Origin of the sequence: Bacteroides sp. 14(A) (assembly GCF_000526555.1) — a bacterium.
Taxonomy (GTDB): domain Bacteria; phylum Bacteroidota; class Bacteroidia; order Bacteroidales; family Bacteroidaceae; genus Bacteroides; species Bacteroides cellulosilyticus.
This window is the reverse complement of sequence record NZ_JAGH01000001.1, coordinates 36,930-58,608: the sequence shown is the minus strand read 5'-3', so window position 1 is coordinate 58,608 and position 21,679 is coordinate 36,930. Positions and strand designations below refer to the sequence as shown.

Here is a 21,679-nt window from a genome sequence, read left to right as displayed (position 1 = left end):
AAACAGTGTACTATGAAACTCAAAATTATCATTACCACCATGGCACTGACAGCAGTTTGCCTAGGTGTCCATGCACAGGAAAAGAAAACAAATCCGAATCCGTGGTTCGTACAAGGGCAAATGGGAGCCTCCTACTCTACCGGAGACGCCGATTTTGGAAAACTGATAGCTCCTACCGGAGTCATTGCTGTAGGTAAGTATTTCTCCCCCGTATGGGGAGCCCGGCTTGCCATCAGTGGTTGGCGCGGACGCGTCGGCTCTGAAATCAGCAAGCAGGCTCACGGGTTTTATTATGGCGCAGCCACCGTAGACGGATTGATGAACCTCAGCCAGCTCATCAGGAAATATCCCGAACGATTGTTCGATCTCAGCGTTATAGCCGGTATAGGTTTCAACCGTACTTACAGCCACAGCATCAGTAGCTTTATGGGACGCCTCGGTTTGCAAGGAGCTTTGCGACTGAACGATGCTCTGGACTTCAACATCGAAGCACTCGCCAACGGCGTTTCCGATCGCTGGAACGGGCGGGATGATCACTCTTTCGATACTTACTTCACTCTATCATTAGGACTCACTTACAAATTCAAGACCGGATATAAATGTATCACTTGTATATCCGAAGAATATCCAGAAGTGCTATACACCGAAGAGGAAGTGAATCAACTCGTCAATGAGCAACGGTCACAAGTGACAAAGGAGGTGAAAGAAGTTATGATGCAAAAGACTGATACCGTAATCATAAAACAGGACTGTCCGCCCACTAAAGTAGTGAAAGGCATCAAAAGCCACGTTGCCTTCGGATTAGGCAGAACGAATGTTGCCCCCAATCAGGAAATGAACGTGCTTGCCATAGCCGATTACATGAAGCAATTCCCCGAATCGAAGGCTACCGTAACAGGCTTTGCCGACAACGGAACCGGTAGTCGGGATATCAACCTCCGCTTGGCCAAACAACGTGCAGAAGCAGTAGCAAAACAGTTGATAGAAAAATACGGCATCAGCCGTGACCGTCTCACTGTATCCAGTATGCAAGATAAGGAACAACCGTTCCAAACAAACGACTGGAACCGTGTTGTCATTATCATCGCCGACTAACCAATATATTTTCATCAGAGGCCATCATTCATCTCAATGATTATCTTCAAGCAGCCTCAAAGGGTGTTGTGAACATCCCAATTTTCACAACACCCTCTCACATGACAACTCCCAACACTTATTCCCACCACAAATCCCCTTTAAAAGAGTCCAGATAATTAAAAAACCTTCATTTGCAGGTTTTCCCGAGAAATTTAGTAATTTTGCGTTCGACTGAAAAATTCAGTGATTATTCAGAATAGATATTCCCGGAACAGATATGAGCGAAGACTTTGAAGCACCAAAAGACGACTTGGAAAACGGACTCCCGGAAGGGAGCGAAGGACATTCGGATTATAAACCCGCTGACACGAAAGACGTAAAAGCAAAATACCAACTTAGCGGTATGTACCAGAACTGGTTTCTGGATTATGCTTCATACGTTATTCTGGAGCGTGCCGTGCCCCACATCAATGATGGTTTGAAGCCTGTGCAGAGACGCATCCTGCACTCCATGAGGCGTTTGGAAGATGGACGTTACAACAAAGTAGCGAACATCGTAGGACATACCATGCAGTTTCACCCGCACGGTGACGCTTCTATCGGTGATGCCTTGGTACAATTGGGACAGAAGGATTTACTCGTAGACTGTCAGGGAAACTGGGGTAATATACTCACCGGTGACGGCGCTGCTGCTCCCCGTTACATTGAAGCACGCCTGTCGAAATTCGCCCTCGATGTAGTGTTCAATCCCAAAACTACCGAATGGAAACTTTCCTATGACGGACGAAACAAAGAACCGGTAACCCTGCCTGTTAAATTTCCTTTGCTGCTGGCACAAGGAGTAGAGGGTATTGCGGTAGGTCTTTCATCCAAAATACTTCCCCATAACTTCAATGAACTTTGCGATGCATCCATCCACTATCTGCATGAAGAGGAATTCAAACTGTATCCGGATTTCCAGACAGGCGGCAGCATCGACGTTTCTAAATACAATGACGGAGAACGTGGCGGTGCGGTACGCATACGCGCTAAAATTGAAAAGATTGATAATAAGACACTTGCTATCAAAGAAATTCCTTACGGGAAAACGGTAGCCAGTGTTTGCGACTCTATTGTAAAGGCAAGCGAAAAAGGCAAAATCAAGATAAAGAAGGTAGAAGACCTGACATCTGGCAACGTAGAGATATTGGTTCACCTGGCGCCTGGTGTTTCCTCGGACAAAACGATAGATGCCTTGTATGCTTTCACTGATTGCGAAGTAAGCATTTCGCCCAATTGTTGCGTCATCGACGATCAGAAACCTCACTTCCTCACCGTGAGCAATATACTGAGAAAATCAGTAGATAACACCTTATCCCTGCTGCGCCAGGAGTTGGAAATACGCAAAGACGAAATACTGGAAAGCCTGCACTTTGCCTCACTGGAAAAGATCTTCATTGAAGAACGCATTTATAAAGACAAGGAATTTGAGCAGGCCAAAAATATGGATGCTGCTTGCGAACACATCGACGAACGTCTGACACCTTATTATCCACAATTCGTACGCGAAGTAACCAAGGAAGATATCCTCAAATTGATGGAAATAAAGATGGGGCGCATCCTCAAGTTCAACTCCGACAAAGCGGAAGAACTCATTGCCCGTATGAAAGCGGACATAGAGGAAATAGACCATCACCTAGCTAATATCGTGGAATATACGGTAGACTGGTATTTGATGCTGAAAAACAAATATGGCAAGAATTTCCCGCGCCGTACAGAATTGCGCAACTTCGATACCATCGAGGCAAGCAAGGTAGTGGAAGCCAACGAAAAATTATACATCAATCGCGAAGAAGGCTTCATCGGCACAGGTCTGAAGAAAGATGAATTCCTCTCAAATTGTTCCAGCCTCGACGATGTCATTATCTTCTTCCGGGACGGACGATATCTGGTTACTCCTGTTTCCGACAAGAAATTTGTGGGCAAGAATATTCTTTATGCCAATGTATTCAAGAAAAACGATAAGCGCACCATCTACAATGTGGTTTACCGTGACGGAAAAGAGGGTACACATTATATCAAGCGTTTTGCAGTGACAAGCATTATCCGTGATCGCGAATATGATGTGACGCAAGGCACACCCGATTCACGCATCATGTACTTCACTGCCAACCCCAACGGGGAAGCGGAAGTCATCAAAGTAACCCTGAAACCCAATCCACGGGTACGACGCATTATCTTCGAAGAAGACTTTAGTGCCATCGGCATTAAGGGACGCCAGGCAAGGGGAAACATTCTAACCAAGCTTCCGGTGCACAAGATCGCCTTGAAGCAGCGTGGAGGTTCTACTCTGGGCGGACGAAAAGTTTGGTTCGACCGTGACATACTTCGCCTTAATTATGACGGACGAGGTGAATACCTGGGAGAATTCCAGAGCGACGACAGTATCTTGGTGGTGCATGATAACGGAGAGTTCTACATCACCAACTTCGATCTCAGCAACCACTATGAAGCCAATATTCGTATATTAGAGAAGTTTGACCCGAACAAGGTATGGACAGCCGTACTTTATGACGCGGATCAACAGAATTTCCCATATATCAAACGTTTCTGTATGGAAGCAACCAACCGCAAGCAGAACTATCTGGGAGAGAACAAGAACAATCGCCTCATCTTACTGACGGACGAATGTTATCCCCGCCTGGAAATCATATTCGGCGGACACGACAGTTTCCGTGAACCCATGATTATAGAGGCTGATGAATTTATCGCCGTAAAAGGTTTCAAAGCAAAAGGTAAACGTATCACTACGTTCACAATGGAAACTGTCAACGAACTGGAACCTACACGACAGCCGGAGGTTTCGCAGGACACAGAAGATCAGGAGGAAGAAGAGCCGGAAATTTTAGACCCCGATCATGGAAAGAGTGAAGATGATATCCGGGATGAAATAACGGGGCAGATGAAGCTGTTCTAAGTGATTAATGATTAGTGATTAGTGATAAGCAACTATATCAATGAAGTTATATAAGATTGGTGTAATAGTGGGATGCCTGCTTTTGGCAGGTGGAAGTATAAAAGCGCAAAGTGTTGAAGAAAAGGCGCTGCAAGAGCTGAGGGCGGACTCTTCTGCAAGGACACGCTTTATAACCCGCGCCACAATGTATGGTGTCGGCTTCACAAACGTATTCGACACCTACCTGTCACCGCAAGAATACAAAGGCGTTGACTTCCGTATTTCCCGCGAAAGTATGCGCATGACGAAGTGGATGAACGGTAATGTATCTCTGCAAAGTTTCTTCCAGGCAGACTTAGGCTATACACACAACCGGGTGGACAACAACAATACGTTCTCCGGTCTGGCAAACTGGAATTACGGATTGCATTATAATTTTCCGATTACTTCTAACTTCAAATTACTTGCCGGAGGACTTATCGACTTAAATGGTGGCTTTGTCTACAATCTGCGCAATGGCAACAACCCGGCACAGGCACGCGCTTACATCAATCTGGATGCATCGGGAATGGCAATATGGGATTTAAGAATCAAGAACTATCCGATTAGCCTGCGCTATCAGGTTAACTTGCCTTTTGCAGGTATTATGTTCTCACCCAACTATGGACAGTCGTACTACGAAATATTTACGTTGGGCAACTGGAACGGGGTGATTAATTTCACTTCCCTACACAACCAGCCATCCCTGCGGCAGATGCTGACTGTTGATTTCCCGGTAGGAAGAGCCAAAATGCGTTTAGCCTATCTCTGGGATGCGCAACAGTCCAAGGTAAATGATATAAAGACGCATACCTATTCGCATGTGTTTATGGTAGGTTTCGTAAAAGAATTGTTTCTCATTCGTGACAAGAAGAAAAAATAAAGTGATAAAGCGATAACATCGTGATAAGGGGATAGAATAATGGGAATAAAAGAAATATATCATAGTAAGTTTAGATGGCTGGGAGTAGCGCTCATGATACTGCCTTTGCTATCCAGCTGTATCCGGGAGGAAGAGTTCAACAATTCACCACAGGGAAACTTCGAAGCTTTGTGGAAGATCATTGACGAGCAATACTGTTTCCTGGATTACAAACAAATAGACTGGGATGCCATCCATGATAAATACCAACCTCTTATTACGTCCAACATGGGTAATGACGGATTGTTCCAAGTGCTTGACAGTATGCTGGCGGAACTGAAAGACGGTCATGTGAATCTGTACAGTTCTTCAAATGTGGCCCGTTACTGGGACTGGTATCTGGATTATCCCCGAAACTTCAACGAAGGTATTATCGAACGGCAATATCTCGGAAAGACGTACCGCATCGCTGCCGGCATGAAATATAAGATTCTGGATGACAATATCGGATATATCTATTATGAATCATTCTCCAGTGGTGTCGGTAACGGCAATCTGGATGAGGTACTTTCTTACCTTGCTCCATGTAGTGGCCTGATTCTGGATGTTCGCAACAATGGTGGCGGAAATCTGACCAATTCAGAGCGTATAGCGGCCCGCTTCACTAATGAGAAAGTGTTGACGGGATATATCCAGCATAAGACCGGGAAGGGACACAGTGACTTCTCTGATCCCAAACCCATTTACTTGGAACCCTCCAATAGCATCCGTTGGCAAAAACCAGTAATGCTTCTCATCAACCGTCACTCTTATAGCGCAACAAATGATTTCGTAAATGCGATGCGCTATTTTCCTAACGTTACTCTGGTAGGTGACAAAACCGGTGGCGGTTCGGGATTACCTTTTTCTTCAGAGCTTCCGAATGGTTGGGGTGTACGTTTCTCCGCCAGCCCCCACCTGGATGCAGACAAACAACATATCGAATTCGGCATTGATCCAGACGAGAAAGTAGATATGGATGAGGATGATACCAAAAGTGATGCCATTATAGAACGGGCACGGGAACTCTTAAAAGTAGTTCAATAAACACTTTCTATGCCAAACTATTTGCCAGAAAGAAAAAACTTTCTATCTTTGCCACCGCTTAACAAGAAAGCCACTGCGGGTGTGGCGTAATTGGCAGCCGCGCCAGACTTAGGATCTGGTGCCGAGAGGCGTGTAGGTTCGAGTCCTATCACCCGCACAGTATTTAAAATACGGTTAAAATGTAAGAAGAGAAAGCCTTTGGAATTAGTTTCCGAAGGCTTTTTCTTTGTTTACAATTCAATACTTCAAGAAATACAGATATTAATTCGGTGACAAATTCGGTGACACCTTTTCTTCCGGCAACTAACTTTTCTACATATCCCGCAATGAGAGCTTCCCTAAATCAAGACTATATTTTTTCAATTCCTTTTCCGCCTCCAATAGACTTGTCACTTTCTCTTCCAGTTTGGTAATGCTATACCGAGATTCATCTCTTTTTATCTCGTAAATGGCAGCCGTCTTATCCAAATCATTCAATGTAATAAGATCGATTTCATTTTCTCCTTTTCGATTCCAGTACATACCAATATCAGTATATAAACCAGATTGCATAAATTTATCACGGAAATAGCGCTCCAGCATACTTCCTGAAAAGACATCATAATCCCGACGGATTATATTTTCCACCAGTTTCAATGCACCGGATTCAATATACCCTTGATAACGATAAATAAAGCGAAACCAAAAAGTAAGGAAGTTATCAGCTATGCAATAGCGTACTTGTTTAGAGTTCTCCTTAGAGAAAATAGGGCGTTTCTTACTTATCAAAGAATAATATTTCTCCAACTTAGCCAAATAGCCGCCAATCTCTGCCTTTCCCAAACGATTTTCAATTTCTCCACGAGTATAGTCTCCGCCGGCTATACATTCTAAGATAGAGAAGTAAATGGAGTAATCCGGTCCAAACTCTTCAATAAGCAAATTCTTCCCTTCATTCAAAAAAGGAGAGTTGGGACGTGCCAACAAACCAATCATTTTATCCTTGGTATACGCCTTATTTGTCATAAACAGATTGACGTACCACGCTACCCCTCCTGTAAATGAATAAAGCGCCAAAAGATCATCGGGATGGTAGGATGGATTATGATCGGCCAATATCTCCTTCAACACCTCCACCTTGAATGGTTTCAAATGTATCATCTGCCCGGCACGGGAGAAAAGAGGCTCTTTCCGATCTTCAAAAATCTGGTGCATCAACGAATAGATAGAACCACTAACAATAAGGTTCATTCTTGAAGTCCCCTTATTCAAGTCCCACTCTCTTTGTATTTCACTGAAAATAGAGGGGTTAGTACGCTGAAAGTCTTGAAATTCATCAATAATAAGATTAAAGGGACGTTCCCGGGAGATAATAAGCAAGTGACGGAATAACTTGGCAAAAGAAACATAACTGCCAATAGGCAATCCTAACTTATTTTCAGCTTCCTCTACGAAGTCCTGGCAAAGCAAAGTTTCCGCCTTACGCGCAACAAAGAAATAAAGAGTCAGACTTCCTGCGGTACACTGTAGCGCCAATTGGGTTTTTCCAATACGCCTCCGACCGAATAGAACAGTCATTTGCGACTCTTGCAGGGAAGCTTCACGGATATTCTCTAATAATTCTTGTTCTTCTTCACGATCATAGAATTTCATAATAAACTATGCTTTTAATAAATAAATCATCATTATCGCAACAGTCATTACGGTAACATCCATTACGATAATACAAAGATATTATTTTTTGTACTTACACCCAAAAGAAATGCAGGTATCTTTCTAACCTACTTAATTCATAGCAGGCTAAAGGAATTGTGTTAAAAAACCGGGATTTGAATGACCTCGAAATCTTTTTTTCATTTGCATTGTTCTGATGCAATATATCATTCACATAAAAATTTAATGCAATGAAGAGAAACCTGAACCCTCCTATGAAGAGAGCCCTAAGGCTGAAAAATCTATTCTTGACGGTATGTTTCCTGCTGATAGGCACTGCCGCATTTTCTCAGGAACGGACCATAACCGGTGTCGTTACCGACTCATTTAAAGAACCGTTGATTGGTGTATCCATTGTGGTACAAGGCACCAATACCGGTGTAGTGACCGGACTGGATGGTGATTATTCAATCCAAGTTCCGCCAAATGCCACCCTTGACTTCTCATACGTAGGCATGGAGAAGCAAAGCATTAAAGTAGGTAACCAAAGCGTCATCAATGTACAGATGAAAGAAGACTCGCAAATGCTTGCCGAAACAGTGGTCATCGGTTACGGTAGCGCCAAAAAGCGTGACCTGACAGGATCTATCACCAACATTAAAGGTGACGAAATTGCCAACAAACCTGTTGCCAACCCACTGTCTGCCCTGCAAGGTAAAGTGGCCGGTGTACAAATCATCAACTCCGGTAAGGCAGGTGCCGACCCGGAAATCCGCGTACGCGGTACAAACTCTATCAATGGTTACAAGCCCTTGTATGTAGTGGACGGACTGTTCAATGACAACATCAACTTCCTGAACCCGCAGGATATCGAGTCAATGGAAATCCTGAAAGACCCTTCCTCACTTGCCATCTTCGGTGTGCGTGGTGCCAATGGTGTAATCATCATCACCACCAAGAAAGCGAAAGAGGGACAGACACGGGTAAACATCAATGGTTCGTTCGGCTTCAAAGCCATTACCAATAAAATTGCAATGGTAGATGCCGATGGTTTCAAACTGCTGTATAACGAACAGTTGAGAAATGAAGGCAATCCGGAATATAATTTCTCGGACTGGACAGGTAACACCAACTGGCAGGACGAAATCTTCCAGACCGGATTCATTACGAACAACAACATCAGCATTACAGGTGCTTCCGACAAGCACAGCTTCTACCTCGGCGCAGGTTATGCCTACGAACAAGGGAACATCAAGCACGAGAAGTACAGCAAAATCACACTAAACATCAGCAATGATTATAAAGTGACGGACAACTTCAAAGTAGGTTTCCAGTTTAACGGTGCACGTATGCTGCCAGCTGATTCAAAGAGTGTTGCCACTGCTTTGCGGGCAGCTCCGGTAGCAGAGGTGTATAACAAAGAATATGGATTGTATACCTCCCTCCCCGGCTTCCAGAAAGCGCAGATGAATAACCCGATGGTGGACGTTGAACTGAAGGCAAATACCACAAAGGCGGAGAACTACCGCGGTTCGGGCAACATATACGGGCAATGGGACTTCCTGCAACACTTTCAGTTCAAAGCCATGTTCTCGCTGGATTATGCATCGAACAGCACACGGACTTACACACCGATTATTAAAGTGTATGATGCCAGTGCCGAGGATGACATAGCTACATTGGGCACCGGCAAGACCGGAGTGACTCAGGCTAAAGAGACCGAGATGAAAGTGCAGAGCGACTATCTGTTGACTTATACCAACTCCTGGGGCGACCATAGTCTGACAGCCACCGCCGGTTTTACCACCTATTATAATAAACTCGAAAATCTGAATGCCGGACGCACACAAGGCGTAGGACTGGTCATTCCGGACAATCCGGACAAATGGTATGTAAGTATCGGCGATGCCGCCACTGCAACCAACGGTAGTACACAATGGGAACGTTCTACAGTATCTGTACTGGCACGTATTCTCTATAACTATAAAGGCAAATACCTGTTCAACGGCTCCTACCGCCGCGACGGTTCTTCCGCTTTCTCTTATACAGGAAACCAATGGCAGAATTTCTACTCCGTAGGTCTGGGTTGGTTGATGAGCGAAGAGGAATGGATGAAAGGTATCGAATGGCTGGATATGTTGAAACTGAAAGGATCATGGGGTACCCTGGGTAACCAAAACCTGGATAGAGCCTATCCGGCAGAGCCTTTGCTGAGCAATGCCTATTCCGCAGTATTCGGTACTCCGTCCGCCATTTATCCGGGCTATCAGCTTGCCTATCTCCCTAACCCGAACCTGCGTTGGGAAAAAGTAGAAGCATGGGAAGTAGGTGCCGAAGCCAACTTCTTCCGCAACCGTCTGCACTTTGAAGGTGTATATTACAAGAAGAAAACTAAGGACCTGCTGGCAGAAGTTCCCGGTATCTCAGGAACCGTGCCGGGCATCGGTAACCTGGGATCTATCGAAAACCTGGGTGTGGAACTTGCACTGAGCTGGCGCGACCAGATCGGCGACTGGAATTATAACGTCGGGGCCAACCTGACTACAATAAAGAACAAGGTATTAAGCCTTGTACAGGATGGATACTCCATCATTGCCGGAGATAAGAGCCAAAGTTATACAATGGCAGGTTATCCTATCGGCTACTTCTATGGTTACAAAGTAGAAGGTGTTTACCAGACTCAGGAAGAGATTAACAGTTCACCGAAAAATACGCTTGCAACCGTCACTCCGGGTGACTTGAAGTTTAAGGATGTGAACGGTGACGGTGAAATCACCACCGCCGACCGTACCATGATTGGTGACCCGACACCTAATGTCACTTATGGTATCACTCTCGGAGTAGGTTACAAAAACTGGGAGTTGGCAGTAGATATGATGGGACAAGGCGGTAACCAGATTTACCGTACCTGGGATAACTACAGCTGGAGCCAGTTCAACTTCATGGCACAACGCATGGACCGTTGGCATGGAGAGGGTACCAGCAATACCCAGCCGTTGCTGAACACGAAGCATACCATCAACAATATGAATTCCGAATATTATATAGAAGACGGCTCGTTCTTCCGCATCCGCAACGTATCACTGGCTTACAACTTTGATAAGGCGCTGATTTCCAAGATCGGTATGCAGGCATTGAAACTTTATGTGAATATCCAAAACCTGAAAACATGGAAGCATAACACCGGATATACGCCTGAACTGGGTGGCTCGGCCATCGCCTTCGGGGTAGACGACGGAAGTTATCCGATGCCGGCGATTTATACGTTTGGATTCAACTTAACGTTCTAAAGCAGTATCATAAACCATCTAACAACAAAGAATATGAAGATAAAGAAATATATCCTATCCCTGTTGATTGGTGCAACCGCCCTCTCATTCAGTGCTTGTAATGACTTCCTGGACCGCGACCCACTGGGACAGTTCACGGAAGACGACGCTCCCAACGCCCTTGTAGGCGGAAAGATGTACAATGTCTACTACTTGATGCGTGGTTATGATATCACCGCAGGTATCCCCGCTTTCATGATACACATGGTACGCAGTGAAGATTCTGAGAAAGGCAGTGATGCCGGTGACGGTGGCGAGCAGGCTGCAATGTACGATGACTTCGAGTATACTGCTTCCAATGGTCCTCTGGGCGCATACTGGAGCCAGAACTATAAAATCATCTACCAGTGCAATGAAATCCTGGACGATATAGAGAAGAGCGAAAACAAGGACGATACCGAAAATATCCGTACCAAGGGCGAAGCCCTCTTCTTCCGTGCTTACTGTTACTTCAACTTGGTGCGTGCCTTCGGTGAAGTTCCCTTGGTAACCATTAAAGTAGTCGAGGCTTCCGATGCCAATGTCCCCAAAACCACTGCTGAGAAGATATACGAACAGATTGACAAGGACCTGACCACAGCCGAGGATTGCTTGCCACTGCGATGGAACAGTGACTACACCGGACGCGTCACCTGGGGTGCCGCACGTTCCCTGCACGCACGCACCTACATGATGCGTAACGATTGGGACAATATGTATACAGCCTCTACCGAAGTAATCAACTCCGGCATTTATAACCTGAATACTCCGGTAGATAAAGTCTTCACCGTAGAAGGTGAGAACTGTGGTGAAAGTATCTTCGAACTGCAATGTGAAGCCACCGATGCCATGAAAGAAGATGGTAGTATCGGCAGCCAATTCTGCCAGGTACAGGGTGTGCGCGGAGCAGGCGATTGGGATTTGGGATGGGGCTGGCACATGGCCACCACCCTGATGGGTAAAGCTTACGAACCGGGTGATCCGCGTAAGAATGCTACACTGCTTTACTTCCGCCACAGTAATGACGACCCCATCACACCGGAGAATACCAATACACCTTATGGCGAATCTCCCGTTTCTACCGCCATGGGCGCTTACTTCAACAAGAAAGCATACACCGACCCAGCCTTGCGCCGCAAGTATACCCGCATGGGCTTCTGGGTAAATATCCGCCTGATCCGTTACCCGGACGTGCTGTTGATGGCTGCCGAGTCTGCCAACGAAAAAGGTTTGATGGGCGAAGCAAGCGGTTATCTGGAACAAGTACGCGCACATGCCCGCGGCACACTGACCAATGTACTTCCTAAAGTAGAGTCTCTGGATCAGAGTGTATTGCGTGAAGCTATCCGTCACGAACGCCGCGTAGAGCTGGGATTAGAGCCCGACCGTTTCTATGACCTCGTACGTTGGGGTATCGCACAAGAAGTGCTTCAGGCTGCCGGAAAGAACTATCAGCCTAAAAACGCACTGCTGCCATTGCCGCAAACAGAGATAGATAAATCAAACGGTGTATTGATACAAAACCCCGATTATTAATCAATTAGGAATTAAATAGGGGATATCAGAAAGATGCCGGCAGGTGACTAAAAGTTTCTCGGTGTGAAACCATTGGTTTCATGCCTTGAAACTCTCAGTTTCACACCGAGAAACCGGCAGTTTCATCGCTTGAAACTGGTAGTTCCAACTGGGGGAACAAACAAATGCAAAGTATCTCCTTACCGGACCCTAACTTATATAAATAAAAAGATATGAAGAAAATACTCAAAAGAACAAGCCTGTTGCTGATCAGCGCTTTAATGAGCATAGCGGCGGCACAGGCTCAAAAGTCACCGCAAGACATGGATCGCTTCATCGACGCACTGATGAAGAAGATGACCGTGGAAGAGAAAATCGGACAATTGAACCTACCCGTCACGGGAGACATCACCACGGGACAGGCCAAAAGTAGCGACGTGGCACAAAAGATTGAAAAAGGATTGGTGGGCGGACTCTTCAACCTGAAAGGTGTAGACCGTATTCTTGAAGTGCAAAAGCTGGCAGTAGAGAAATCACGCCTCGGTATTCCCCTGCTGTTCGGCATGGATGTGATACATGGCTACGAAACCATCTTCCCCATTCCATTGGGATTGTCCTGCACCTGGGATATGGCGGCTATCGAGAAATCCGCCCGTATTGCAGCCATCGAAGCAAGTGCCGACGGCATTTCCTGGACATTCAGTCCGATGGTAGACATCAGCCGCGACCCACGTTGGGGACGTGTCAGCGAGGGCTCGGGAGAAGATCCGTTCCTGGGTGGAGCTATCGCACAGGCAATGGTATACGGATACCAGGGTGCCAATCTGCAAGACCAATTGCACCGCAACGATGAAATCATGGCTTGCGTAAAACACTTTGCATTGTATGGAGCCGGAGAAGCCGGACGCGACTATAATACAGTAGATATGAGCCGCAACCGGATGTTCAATGAATTCATGTACCCGTATGAGGCTGCCGTAGAGGCCGGAGTGGGTAGTGTGATGGCGTCATTCAATGAAATAGACGGTATTCCCGCCACCGGTAACAAATGGCTGCTGAGCGATTTGCTGCGTGGCCAGTGGGGCTTCGAAGGGTTTGTGGTAACGGACTTCACAGGCATTTCAGAGATGATAGAGCATGGTGTCGGCGACTTGCAAACCGTCAGTGCACTCGCTCTTAATGCAGGGGTGGACATGGATATGGTAAGTGAGGGCTTCGTCGGTACACTGATGAAATCCATTAAAGAAGGAAAAGTAAGAATGGGCACGTTGAATACAGCCTGCCGCCGGATATTGGAAGCGAAATACAAGCTGGGACTGTTCGACAATCCTTATAAATACTGCGACGTGAACCGTCCGAAGCGGGATATCTTCACAAAAGAGCATCGTGACGCCGCCCGCAAGATTGCCGGCGAAAGTTTTGTTCTTCTGAAGAATGCCCCCGCCACCGCACAGCCACTCGCAGCTCATAGCTCGTCACCCGTAACTGCTTCCCCCGTGCTTCCGTTGAAGAAGCAAGGTACAGTTGCCGTCATCGGCCCTCTCGGAAATACCCGCAGCAACATGCCGGGCACCTGGAGCGTAGCCGCACGCCTCAACGATTATCCTTCTTTATACGAAGGCTTGAAAGAAATGATGGCAGGCAAGGTTAACATCACCTATGCCAAAGGTAGTAACCTCATCGGCGATGCAGCTTACGAAGAACGTGCCACCATGTTCGGCCGTTCATTGAACCGCGATAATCGCACGGACCAGGAGTTACTGGACGAAGCACTGAAAGTTGCAGCCGGTGCCGATGTTATCGTAGCTGCCCTGGGAGAATCTTCTGAAATGAGCGGTGAAAGTTCAAGCCGCACCGAACTCGGCTTGCCCGATGTACAACATACCTTGTTGGAAGCCTTACTGAAAACGGGTAAACCCGTAGTACTAACCCTCTTTACCGGTCGGCCATTGACGCTGAACTGGGAACAGGAGCATGTACCTGCCATCCTGAATGTATGGTTCGGAGGCAGTGAAGCGGCTTATGCCATTGGCGATGTTCTGTTCGGTGACGTCAATCCGAGTGGAAAACTAACCATGACTTTCCCGAAGAATGTAGGCCAGATACCTTTGTTCTACAATCATAAGAATACCGGTCGGCCGCTGGCGGCAGGCAAATGGTTCGAAAAGTTCCGTTCAAATTATCTGGATGTGGATAACGAACCGCTGTATCCCTTCGGTTACGGATTGTCATATACCACTTTCCAGTACAGTGACATTGCATTGAGCACACCGACATTGGGAAAAGATGGTTCCGTTACAGCCGTAGTCACCGTCACCAATACTGGTAAACATGACGGTGCGGAAGTAGTTCAACTCTATATCCGCGACCTCGTAGGAAGTATCACCCGCCCTGTACGCGAGTTGAAAGGTTTCAATAAAATCTTCCTTCGCGCCGGAGAAAGCAAAACGGTATCATTCACTATCACGCGTGATCTGCTTCGCTTCTATGATTACGACCTGAACTACGTAGCCGAACCGGGTGACTTTGACATCATGATCGGTGGAAACAGCCAGGCTGTGAAGACGGCGAAGTTGACACTTAAATAAAGTGATTAGGGTTTAGTGATAAGTGATTAGTGGGCTACGCTATTATTCCGCATGGCACTAATCACTTATCACTAAACCCTAATCACTAAACTTTAACCCCTTATTAATTATGAAACAATTAACAACCTATCTTCCCCTCCTCTTTTTACTTCTCCTCGGAGCCTGCAAGAATGCCAAGACCGGAAGTGCCGCCCAACTTACTGATGATGCCCTCATGGACACCGTTCAACGGCGAACCTTCAATTACTTCTGGGAAGGCGCGGAGCCTAACAGCGGTCTTGCCCCCGAGCGTATCCACATGGATGGTATCTACCCCGAAAAAGACCAGAACGTCATTACTTCCGGCGGTAGCGGCTTCGGCATTATGGCGATACTTTCAGGTATCGACCGCAACTACATCACTCGTGAAGAAGGTCTGGCGCGTATGGAAAAGATAGTCTCTTTCCTTGAAAAAGCCGACCGCTTCCACGGTGCCTATCCTCACTGGTGGTATGGAGACACCGGCAAGGTAAAGCCTTTCGGACAGAAAGACAACGGTGGCGACCTCGTAGAAACAGCTTTCCTTATACAAGGGCTGCTTGCCGTACACCAATATTACGTCAACGGTTCTCCCCAAGAACAGGCGCTTGCCAAACGCATCGATACCCTTTGGCGTGATGTCGACTGGAATTTCTATCGCCAGGGCAACCAGAATGTACTCTACTGGCATTGGAGTCCCGAATACGGTTGGGCAATGGACTTCCCCGTACATGGTTACAACGAATGTCTCATCATGTACCTGCTTGCCGCTGCCTCACCCACGCACGGCGTTCCCGCCTCCGTCTATCATGAGGGATGGGCACAGAACGGCGCCATCGTCGAACCCCATAAAGTAGAAGATATCGAACTTCATCTGCGCTATCAGGGTTGTGAAGCTGGTCCCCTCTTCTGGGCACATTATTCCTTCCTCGGATTAGATCCGACGCATCTAAAAGATGAATACTGCGCCAGCTATTTCGATGAAATGCGTAATCTGACTCTCGTGAACCGTGCTTATTGCATCCGAAATCCGAAGCACTACAAAGGTTTCGGTCCGGACTGTTGGGGAGTGACTGCCAGCTACTCCGTCAACGGATACGCCGCCCACATGCCAAACGAGCGGGATGACCAGGGAGTCATCTCTCCTACAGCCGCTCTTTCGTCCATTGTCTATACCCCGGACTATTCGCTCGCTGTGATGCGCCATCTCTACGACATGGGCGATAAGCTATTCGGTCCTTATGGTTTCTACGATGCTTTCTCCGAAACAGAGAACTGGTATCCTAAACGATATCTTGCTATCGATCAGGGACCTATTGCCGTCATGATAGAGAACTATCGTACCGGCCTGTTATGGAAACTATTTATGAGCCATCCGGATGTGCAAAACGGATTGCAGAAACTGGGATTTAAATAGAGTTTTTAGTTTCCTCATTACCAGGGAAGATCAAGAATAAAACAATCACTGTATGATAAAGAGGCACTCCCGCCTCTCAACCATACAGTGATTTCACTTTTGAAAATCAATTATGATTTCCAATACCTACTTACTTCCCTACTTTCAATGGCCCTAAAGGTCCTCTTACAATTCCACCGTCTCCCCTATCATCAAAAATACGGATTGACAGAATATTATCTTTCCCATATTGTATAGCGTGTTCGGGTAACTCAACCTCAATAGGTACATTTCCAGAAGATATAAAATTGGGTGGAAGCGAACCGGATTTTCCGATACAGATACCGTTCAAATAAACTTCTCCCGCATCATCTATACTACCAATGGGAAGTATCAGTTTGAGATGGCGCCATTCTTCGGGAATATTAATGGTTTTCCGATACCAGCCAAATACCCTTGGAGCATCGTAACCGGAATGAGTTTCCCAATTTTGTGGCAGTTTAGCAGTAGGTTCCCATTCACTTTCATCTACATCCGGTTTCGTCCAGGCCATATCATCTCCTCTATGGAACTTCCAGTTATCTTCGAAATTAAGAGCAGGGAACAGACCTGTGTAAGCTGATGTTTTCAGGCCTTCAATTTGCATAGAGATATCACATAATCCATTAGAAACTTCAGTAAGAACATGAATGTATTCATTCCTTACAGAAGGCTCGATAATAAACGGTTCTTCTTTTACAACCTTATTATCATTTTTAACTTGCAGAGCAACCGTTTGCGGCTTATTTGAATGATTGTAAATATAATCAGAGATTTCGAGGTTATTATCCGGAGTTATTGTGTACGAAGCATCTCCAATAGCCAATCCGTTCAGTTCTATCTTAAAAGAATAAGCATATTCACAAGGTTTATTTTTGGGGAATTGTATTTCAAGCCCCTTATCGGTATAGTTCCAGTCTATTTTCTCGTTCGATCCTAATAAACTCACATTCTTGATTTCCATATTCTTCGTCTTCGAAGCATCCAACGAACTTATTAGAATCTTCCCATCGGTCCAGCCTAAACTTGTTGCATACAATATATTTCCATGAGTCGTAAAACGAATATCCCCAGCAGTATACGAAGTTGCGTGAGAATCGGTAAACGCACCGGAAGCACCTTTTATCGCCCCTTCGCCATAGCGTACCCAAGTACGTGTGCCATAGATAGCTTCACCATTTATTTTCAGCCATTCGCCAATGCCACGCAATACAGATTGCTGTTCTTCGGTAATACTTCCATCTGCCCTGGGACCTACATTCAAAAGTAAATTACCATTTTTACTTACGATATCAACCAGATCTTGAACTATTTGTTCCGGTGTCTTATTCTCTTCGTCAACCACATAACTCCACGATTTCTTTCCTACCGAGGTATCTGTCTGCCAGGGGTAACGTTTTAACGCATCCGATTTTCCACGTTCCACATCCCATACCATAACATCCTTAGGATAACCATATTTAGTATTTACCACCACTTCTTCTCCCCAATCAATAGCCGTGTTATAATAGTGAGCCATGATTTTATTGAAATACGGCATAATCTGAGGGCTATTAACTGTCCAGTCAAACCAGATTAGGCGGGGATGATACTTGTCTATTAACTCATATGTATGAGTCATAAAGTTGTTCATGAATCTCGTGTTTACCTGATTTCTCTCCAACCGTTCGCCATATAATGTAATAGTGCTATCCTGCACATCGGAAGGAAATTTCATTCCGCCTCCATAGAACCATGCATTCTCGGCCCGGTGCGTAGAAAGTCCGAATATAAGTCCGCGCTTATCAGCCGCTTTCTGCAATAGCCCGACAATATCTTTTTTAGGTCCCATATTTACTGAATTCCATGAATTCACTTTGCTATCGTACATGGCAAAACCATCGTGATGCTCGGCTACGGGAACAATATATTTCGCCCCGGACTCCTTAAACAACTCCACCCACTCGTCAGCATTAAACTTCTCGGCAGTAAACATCGGAATAAAATCTTTATAACCAAAAGTTAAAGGATCACCGTATTTCTCGACATGATATTTATATTCATTGCTATTCTGCATATACATGTGACGAGCATACCATTCGGTACCAAATGCCGGAATAGAATATATACCCCAGTGTATAAAGATTCCAAACTTCGCATCCTGAAACCATTCAGGGAATTTATAATTCTCTCTGATATTATCCCAATTGTCCTGAAATACTTCGGTGCCTTTAGCTGAAGCAACCGATTCAATATTGTACGTTGCCAGTGATTTATCTGAACTCTGGCAAGAGAACAACACCAATAATAATAAAGTAATACTGTGTTTCATATAAGTTAGTTTTTACATAATTCATTCAATTCCTTTGTTTCACCTTTCGCTATATTCAGAGAAATTTCTTTCTCCTGATAAAAGACTCTTGCTTGTTTACCTGCCAAACTGGTAATAACCGCATTTACAAGTCTGCCATCTTTCCACTCAAATGACAGTTCAAATCCACCTCTGGCACGAATACCAGAAATCTTACCCTCTCTAATCTTTTGAGGCAATGCAGGTAGAATGCGAATAACGTATAAATCTTCATTAGGCGAAGATGGATCTATATACATTTCATGGCTCTGAAGTAGCATTTCATTAACTCCGGAAACAAATCCATAGTTACCATCAATCTGGAATGGAGGGTGCGCATCGAACAAATTTGGATAAGTTCCTCCCTGATTACTATAATTGGTATCATTCGATCTAACTAATTTCAGTTGGCGACATAATAACTTATAAGCATAATCACCCTCCAAAAGCCTTGCCCAAAAATTAATCTTCCATGCCAGACTCCACCCTGTACCTTCATCTCCTCTTATCTGTAAAGAACGTTTGGCCGCTTCCGCAAGTTCCTTATGTTCAAAAGGAATTATTTCTCGTCCCGGATGCAATGCAAACAAATGAGATACATGGCGATGACGAATATCTTCCGCATTCAAATCAAAGTCATCATTCCATTCCATCAATTGCCCGGCACGCCCGATCTGTAAGGGACGAAGGCGAGCCAATGATTTCTCTAATATCTCTTTGAAAGAATTATCTTCATTTAGTATTCCGGTAGCGTAGATAGTATTTGAAAACAAATTACGAATAATGGAAAGCTCAATCGTGCTCCCCTCAGTAACAGCTACCCGACTACCATCAGGTGCAATATAACGATTCTCGGGTGACGTAGAAGGCGAAGTAACCAGATATCCATCTTTATTCTCAATTAAAACGGACAAATAGAACTCACATGCCTCTTTAAGTATCGGATACACTTTTCGAAGATATTCTTTATCTTGTGTATAAGCATAGTGCTCCCAGAAATCCTGACATGCCCAACCACTTCCACCAAAGAAACTGCCCCAAATAGTATATTGTCCCGGTGATGTCCATCCCCATGCATTGGTCATCATCGCATACATCCACCCCGAAGCATTGAAATAGCTCTGAGCTGTTTTTCGTCCCGGCTCTACCAAACTGGCAGTAAGCCGTAACATCGGAATATGACATTCGCTTAAATTAGAGGCCTCAACCATCCAATAATTCATTTGATAGTTAATATTTGCCTTGTAGTCAGAATGCCACGGCAATTTATAGCCATCACCCCATATTCCCTGACAATTCCCTGGCAAAGGATTATTCTCACGACTGGATGAAATCATCAGGTATCGACCAAATTGATAGAACAAATCAACAAACCCTAAATCATCGCTTTTCTCATTAAATCGGGTTAAACGCTGATCTGTAGGAATATCAATAGATTTGTTGTTACCCAAATTAAGACTTAATCTATTAAATATCCCTTGATAGTCTGCAACATGGATACTCTTTACATCATCATACTTCTTTCTGGATACAATATTCAATTTTCTTACGGCATCCTTAGAATCAATTGCCCGTCTATAATTTTTCTTATAATCCAGAATGTAAGATGTCTGACAAGTGATATAGACATAGGCGCTATCAGCTCCTTGAACAGATATTTTACCTTTACTGTTACTCACCCGGCCCCCGTCAGCTACGACTTTAACCCTCGCTTCATAATCGCAGTTTCCCCGATGCTCCATGTAATCCGTATTTCCTTTCATGACGAGTCCGTGGGAATCAGATGTGGTGACTGCCGAGAATTTACGATCTAATAGCATTGAAAAAGAAAGCCCTCCCTTCATATCGGTTCCAAGCTTCATCACAATTACACTATCAGGAGCCGAGGAAAAAATTTCACGGGAAAAAGAATATTCCCCAATTTTGAAATCAACTCCCGATATCGCCCTCGTTATGTCTAACCAACGTCTATAAGATCCCATTTCACCTTCAGGAAGTTTAAACTTAAGAGATAAATCACCTAACGTCTGGTAAGAAGATGAATAAATGGTATTATATATATCTTCGTTCGATACACTATTGCAAGTCATATATTGATGCGTCAATACTTCCGCCAGCTTGTAGTCACGATTTCGCAATGCTTCACGAATCTCTGGAAGTTTTTTATACGCATCAGTTCTATCGGAATTAGGCTGGGGTTCACCTGACCAAATAGTGACATCATTCAATTGAAGCTTTTCTTCATGAATGCCTCCAAAACACATAGCCCCCAGACGTCCATTTCCGATAGGAAGTGCCTCTTCCCATATTTCGGCCGGTTTGTCATACCAAATGGTATAGTTCTTCGAGAAAGGCGCCTGAGCCATTCCTACAGAAATAAAGCCGGATAACACAGTCACTAAAAAACTAATTTTATATTTCTCTATTTTCATCATCGCATTAATTATACAAATAAAACATGCGGTCCATCAAAGTCCACTTCTCTGTAGCACTTGCCCCCGGCTTAGAGACCTGAAATACAGACATACATTCTTCCCATTCGGCCTGCCGGGGTAAATGGGCCAGTTTCTCCATCGCTGTATCCCAATCAAAGTCCAATGGCGTTTCCACAATCATAAACAAGCGTGAATTATATATATATATTTCCATTTCAAGGATGCCGACTTCTCTGATACCTGCTCTGATTTCCGGCCATGAGTTCAATTTACTATGACGGTTAACATACTCTTCAATAAGTTCCGGATTATCTTTCAAATCCAATGTTTGACAATACCTTTTTACTGAATCATTGTATTTTCTCACCTGATAACCATTCTTACTATTTCCAATATCACTTCTCATAATTATATTAAATT

General features: G+C 44.9%; 12 protein-coding genes and 1 tRNA gene. 9 read left to right on the top strand and 4 right to left on the bottom strand.

From position 1 onward, the window contains the following. Positions 1-12 precede the first annotated feature (12 nt). The 5 genes from K429_RS0100160 to K429_RS0100140 all read left to right on the top strand — a co-directional run bounded on the left by K429_RS0100160 (position 13) and on the right by K429_RS0100140 (position 6,156). Positions 13-1,095: an OmpA family protein gene (locus K429_RS0100160; RefSeq protein WP_025725665.1), complete on the top strand. Its 1,083-nt coding sequence runs from the start codon at positions 13-15 to the stop codon at positions 1,093-1,095. Positions 1,096-1,354: 259 nt separating this feature from the next. Further along, positions 1,355-4,033 carry a DNA gyrase/topoisomerase IV subunit A gene (locus tag K429_RS0100155; RefSeq protein ID WP_044096249.1) on the top strand — a complete coding sequence of 893 codons (2,679 nt, stop codon included), beginning with the start codon at positions 1,355-1,357 and terminating at the stop codon, positions 4,031-4,033. 40 nt (positions 4,034-4,073) lie between these two features. Continuing rightward, positions 4,074-4,934: a DUF3316 domain-containing protein gene (locus K429_RS0100150; RefSeq protein ID WP_025725663.1), complete on the top strand. Its 861-nt coding sequence runs from the start codon at positions 4,074-4,076 to the stop codon at positions 4,932-4,934. Between the two features lie 39 nt (positions 4,935-4,973). Beyond that, positions 4,974-5,999 carry a S41 family peptidase gene (locus K429_RS0100145; RefSeq protein WP_007210735.1) on the top strand — a complete coding sequence of 342 codons (1,026 nt, stop codon included), beginning with the start codon at positions 4,974-4,976 and terminating at the stop codon, positions 5,997-5,999. A 75-nt stretch (positions 6,000-6,074) separates the two neighbouring features. Then, positions 6,075-6,156, top strand: a tRNA-Leu gene (locus K429_RS0100140). 155 nt (positions 6,157-6,311) lie between these two features. On the opposite strand, the gene K429_RS0100135 is transcribed toward K429_RS0100140, so the two are convergent. Continuing rightward, on the bottom strand, positions 6,312-7,631 hold the full coding sequence (locus K429_RS0100135) for an ATP-binding protein (protein ID WP_007216979.1): 1,320 nt from the start codon (positions 7,629-7,631) through the stop codon (positions 6,312-6,314). A gap of 251 nt (positions 7,632-7,882) precedes the next feature. Between K429_RS0100135 and K429_RS0100130 the strand changes: the two genes are divergently transcribed. The 4 genes from K429_RS0100130 (at position 7,883) to K429_RS0100115 (ending at position 16,477) form a co-directional block, all read left to right on the top strand. Then, on the top strand, positions 7,883-10,921 hold the full coding sequence (locus K429_RS0100130; protein ID WP_025725662.1) for a TonB-dependent receptor: 3,039 nt from the start codon (positions 7,883-7,885) through the stop codon (positions 10,919-10,921). A 33-nt stretch (positions 10,922-10,954) separates the two neighbouring features. Beyond that, entirely contained in the window at positions 10,955-12,475 is a 1,521-nt protein-coding gene (locus tag K429_RS0100125; RefSeq protein WP_007216977.1) for a RagB/SusD family nutrient uptake outer membrane protein, read from the top strand. Between the two features lie 212 nt (positions 12,476-12,687). Beyond that, positions 12,688-15,042 carry a beta-glucosidase BglX gene (bglX, locus tag K429_RS0100120; protein WP_025725661.1) on the top strand — a complete coding sequence of 785 codons (2,355 nt, stop codon included), beginning with the start codon at positions 12,688-12,690 and terminating at the stop codon, positions 15,040-15,042. A 109-nt stretch (positions 15,043-15,151) separates the two neighbouring features. Then, positions 15,152-16,477, top strand: coding sequence for a glucoamylase family protein (locus K429_RS0100115; RefSeq protein WP_007210741.1), 1,326 nt, complete (start codon positions 15,152-15,154; stop codon positions 16,475-16,477). A gap of 130 nt (positions 16,478-16,607) precedes the next feature. Here the strand turns inward: K429_RS0100115 and K429_RS0100110 are convergent, their stop codons facing one another. Genes K429_RS0100110 through K429_RS0100100 form a run of 3 tightly spaced genes read right to left on the bottom strand, consistent with a single transcriptional unit; the run spans position 16,608 to position 21,665 of the window. After that, on the bottom strand, positions 16,608-18,806 hold the full coding sequence (locus tag K429_RS0100110) for an alpha-L-fucosidase (RefSeq protein ID WP_007216975.1): 2,199 nt from the start codon (positions 18,804-18,806) through the stop codon (positions 16,608-16,610). A 5-nt stretch (positions 18,807-18,811) separates the two neighbouring features. After that, on the bottom strand, positions 18,812-21,259 hold the full coding sequence (locus tag K429_RS0100105) for a glycoside hydrolase N-terminal domain-containing protein (protein WP_052340615.1): 2,448 nt from the start codon (positions 21,257-21,259) through the stop codon (positions 18,812-18,814). Between the two features lie 4 nt (positions 21,260-21,263). Further along, positions 21,264-21,665, bottom strand: a complete 402-nt coding sequence (locus K429_RS0100100; RefSeq protein WP_007210744.1) for an L-rhamnose mutarotase — start codon at positions 21,663-21,665, stop codon at positions 21,264-21,266. Positions 21,666-21,679: the final 14 nt, after the last annotated feature.

What these genes read in the sequence shown, in the direction of transcription:
- K429_RS0100150 (WP_025725663.1), top strand. Translation starts at nt 4,074, where the DNA reads ATGAAGTTATATAAGATTGGTGTAATAGTGGGATGCCTGCTTTTGGCA.
- K429_RS0100110 (WP_007216975.1), bottom strand. Translation starts at nt 18,806, where the DNA reads ATGAAACACAGTATTACTTTATTATTATTGGTGTTGTTCTCTTGCCAG.
- bglX (WP_025725661.1), top strand. Translation starts at nt 12,688, where the DNA reads ATGAAGAAAATACTCAAAAGAACAAGCCTGTTGCTGATCAGCGCTTTA.
- K429_RS0100105 (WP_052340615.1), bottom strand. Translation starts at nt 21,259, where the DNA reads ATGATGAAAATAGAGAAATATAAAATTAGTTTTTTAGTGACTGTGTTA.
- K429_RS0100155 (WP_044096249.1), top strand. Translation starts at nt 1,355, where the DNA reads ATGAGCGAAGACTTTGAAGCACCAAAAGACGACTTGGAAAACGGACTC.
- K429_RS0100145 (WP_007210735.1), top strand. Translation starts at nt 4,974, where the DNA reads ATGGGAATAAAAGAAATATATCATAGTAAGTTTAGATGGCTGGGAGTA.
- K429_RS0100130 (WP_025725662.1), top strand. Translation starts at nt 7,883, where the DNA reads ATGAAGAGAAACCTGAACCCTCCTATGAAGAGAGCCCTAAGGCTGAAA.
- K429_RS0100160 (WP_025725665.1), top strand. Translation starts at nt 13, where the DNA reads ATGAAACTCAAAATTATCATTACCACCATGGCACTGACAGCAGTTTGC.
- K429_RS0100125 (WP_007216977.1), top strand. Translation starts at nt 10,955, where the DNA reads ATGAAGATAAAGAAATATATCCTATCCCTGTTGATTGGTGCAACCGCC.
- K429_RS0100115 (WP_007210741.1), top strand. Translation starts at nt 15,152, where the DNA reads ATGAAACAATTAACAACCTATCTTCCCCTCCTCTTTTTACTTCTCCTC.
- K429_RS0100100 (WP_007210744.1), bottom strand. Translation starts at nt 21,665, where the DNA reads ATGAGAAGTGATATTGGAAATAGTAAGAATGGTTATCAGGTGAGAAAA.
- K429_RS0100135 (WP_007216979.1), bottom strand. Translation starts at nt 7,631, where the DNA reads ATGAAATTCTATGATCGTGAAGAAGAACAAGAATTATTAGAGAATATC.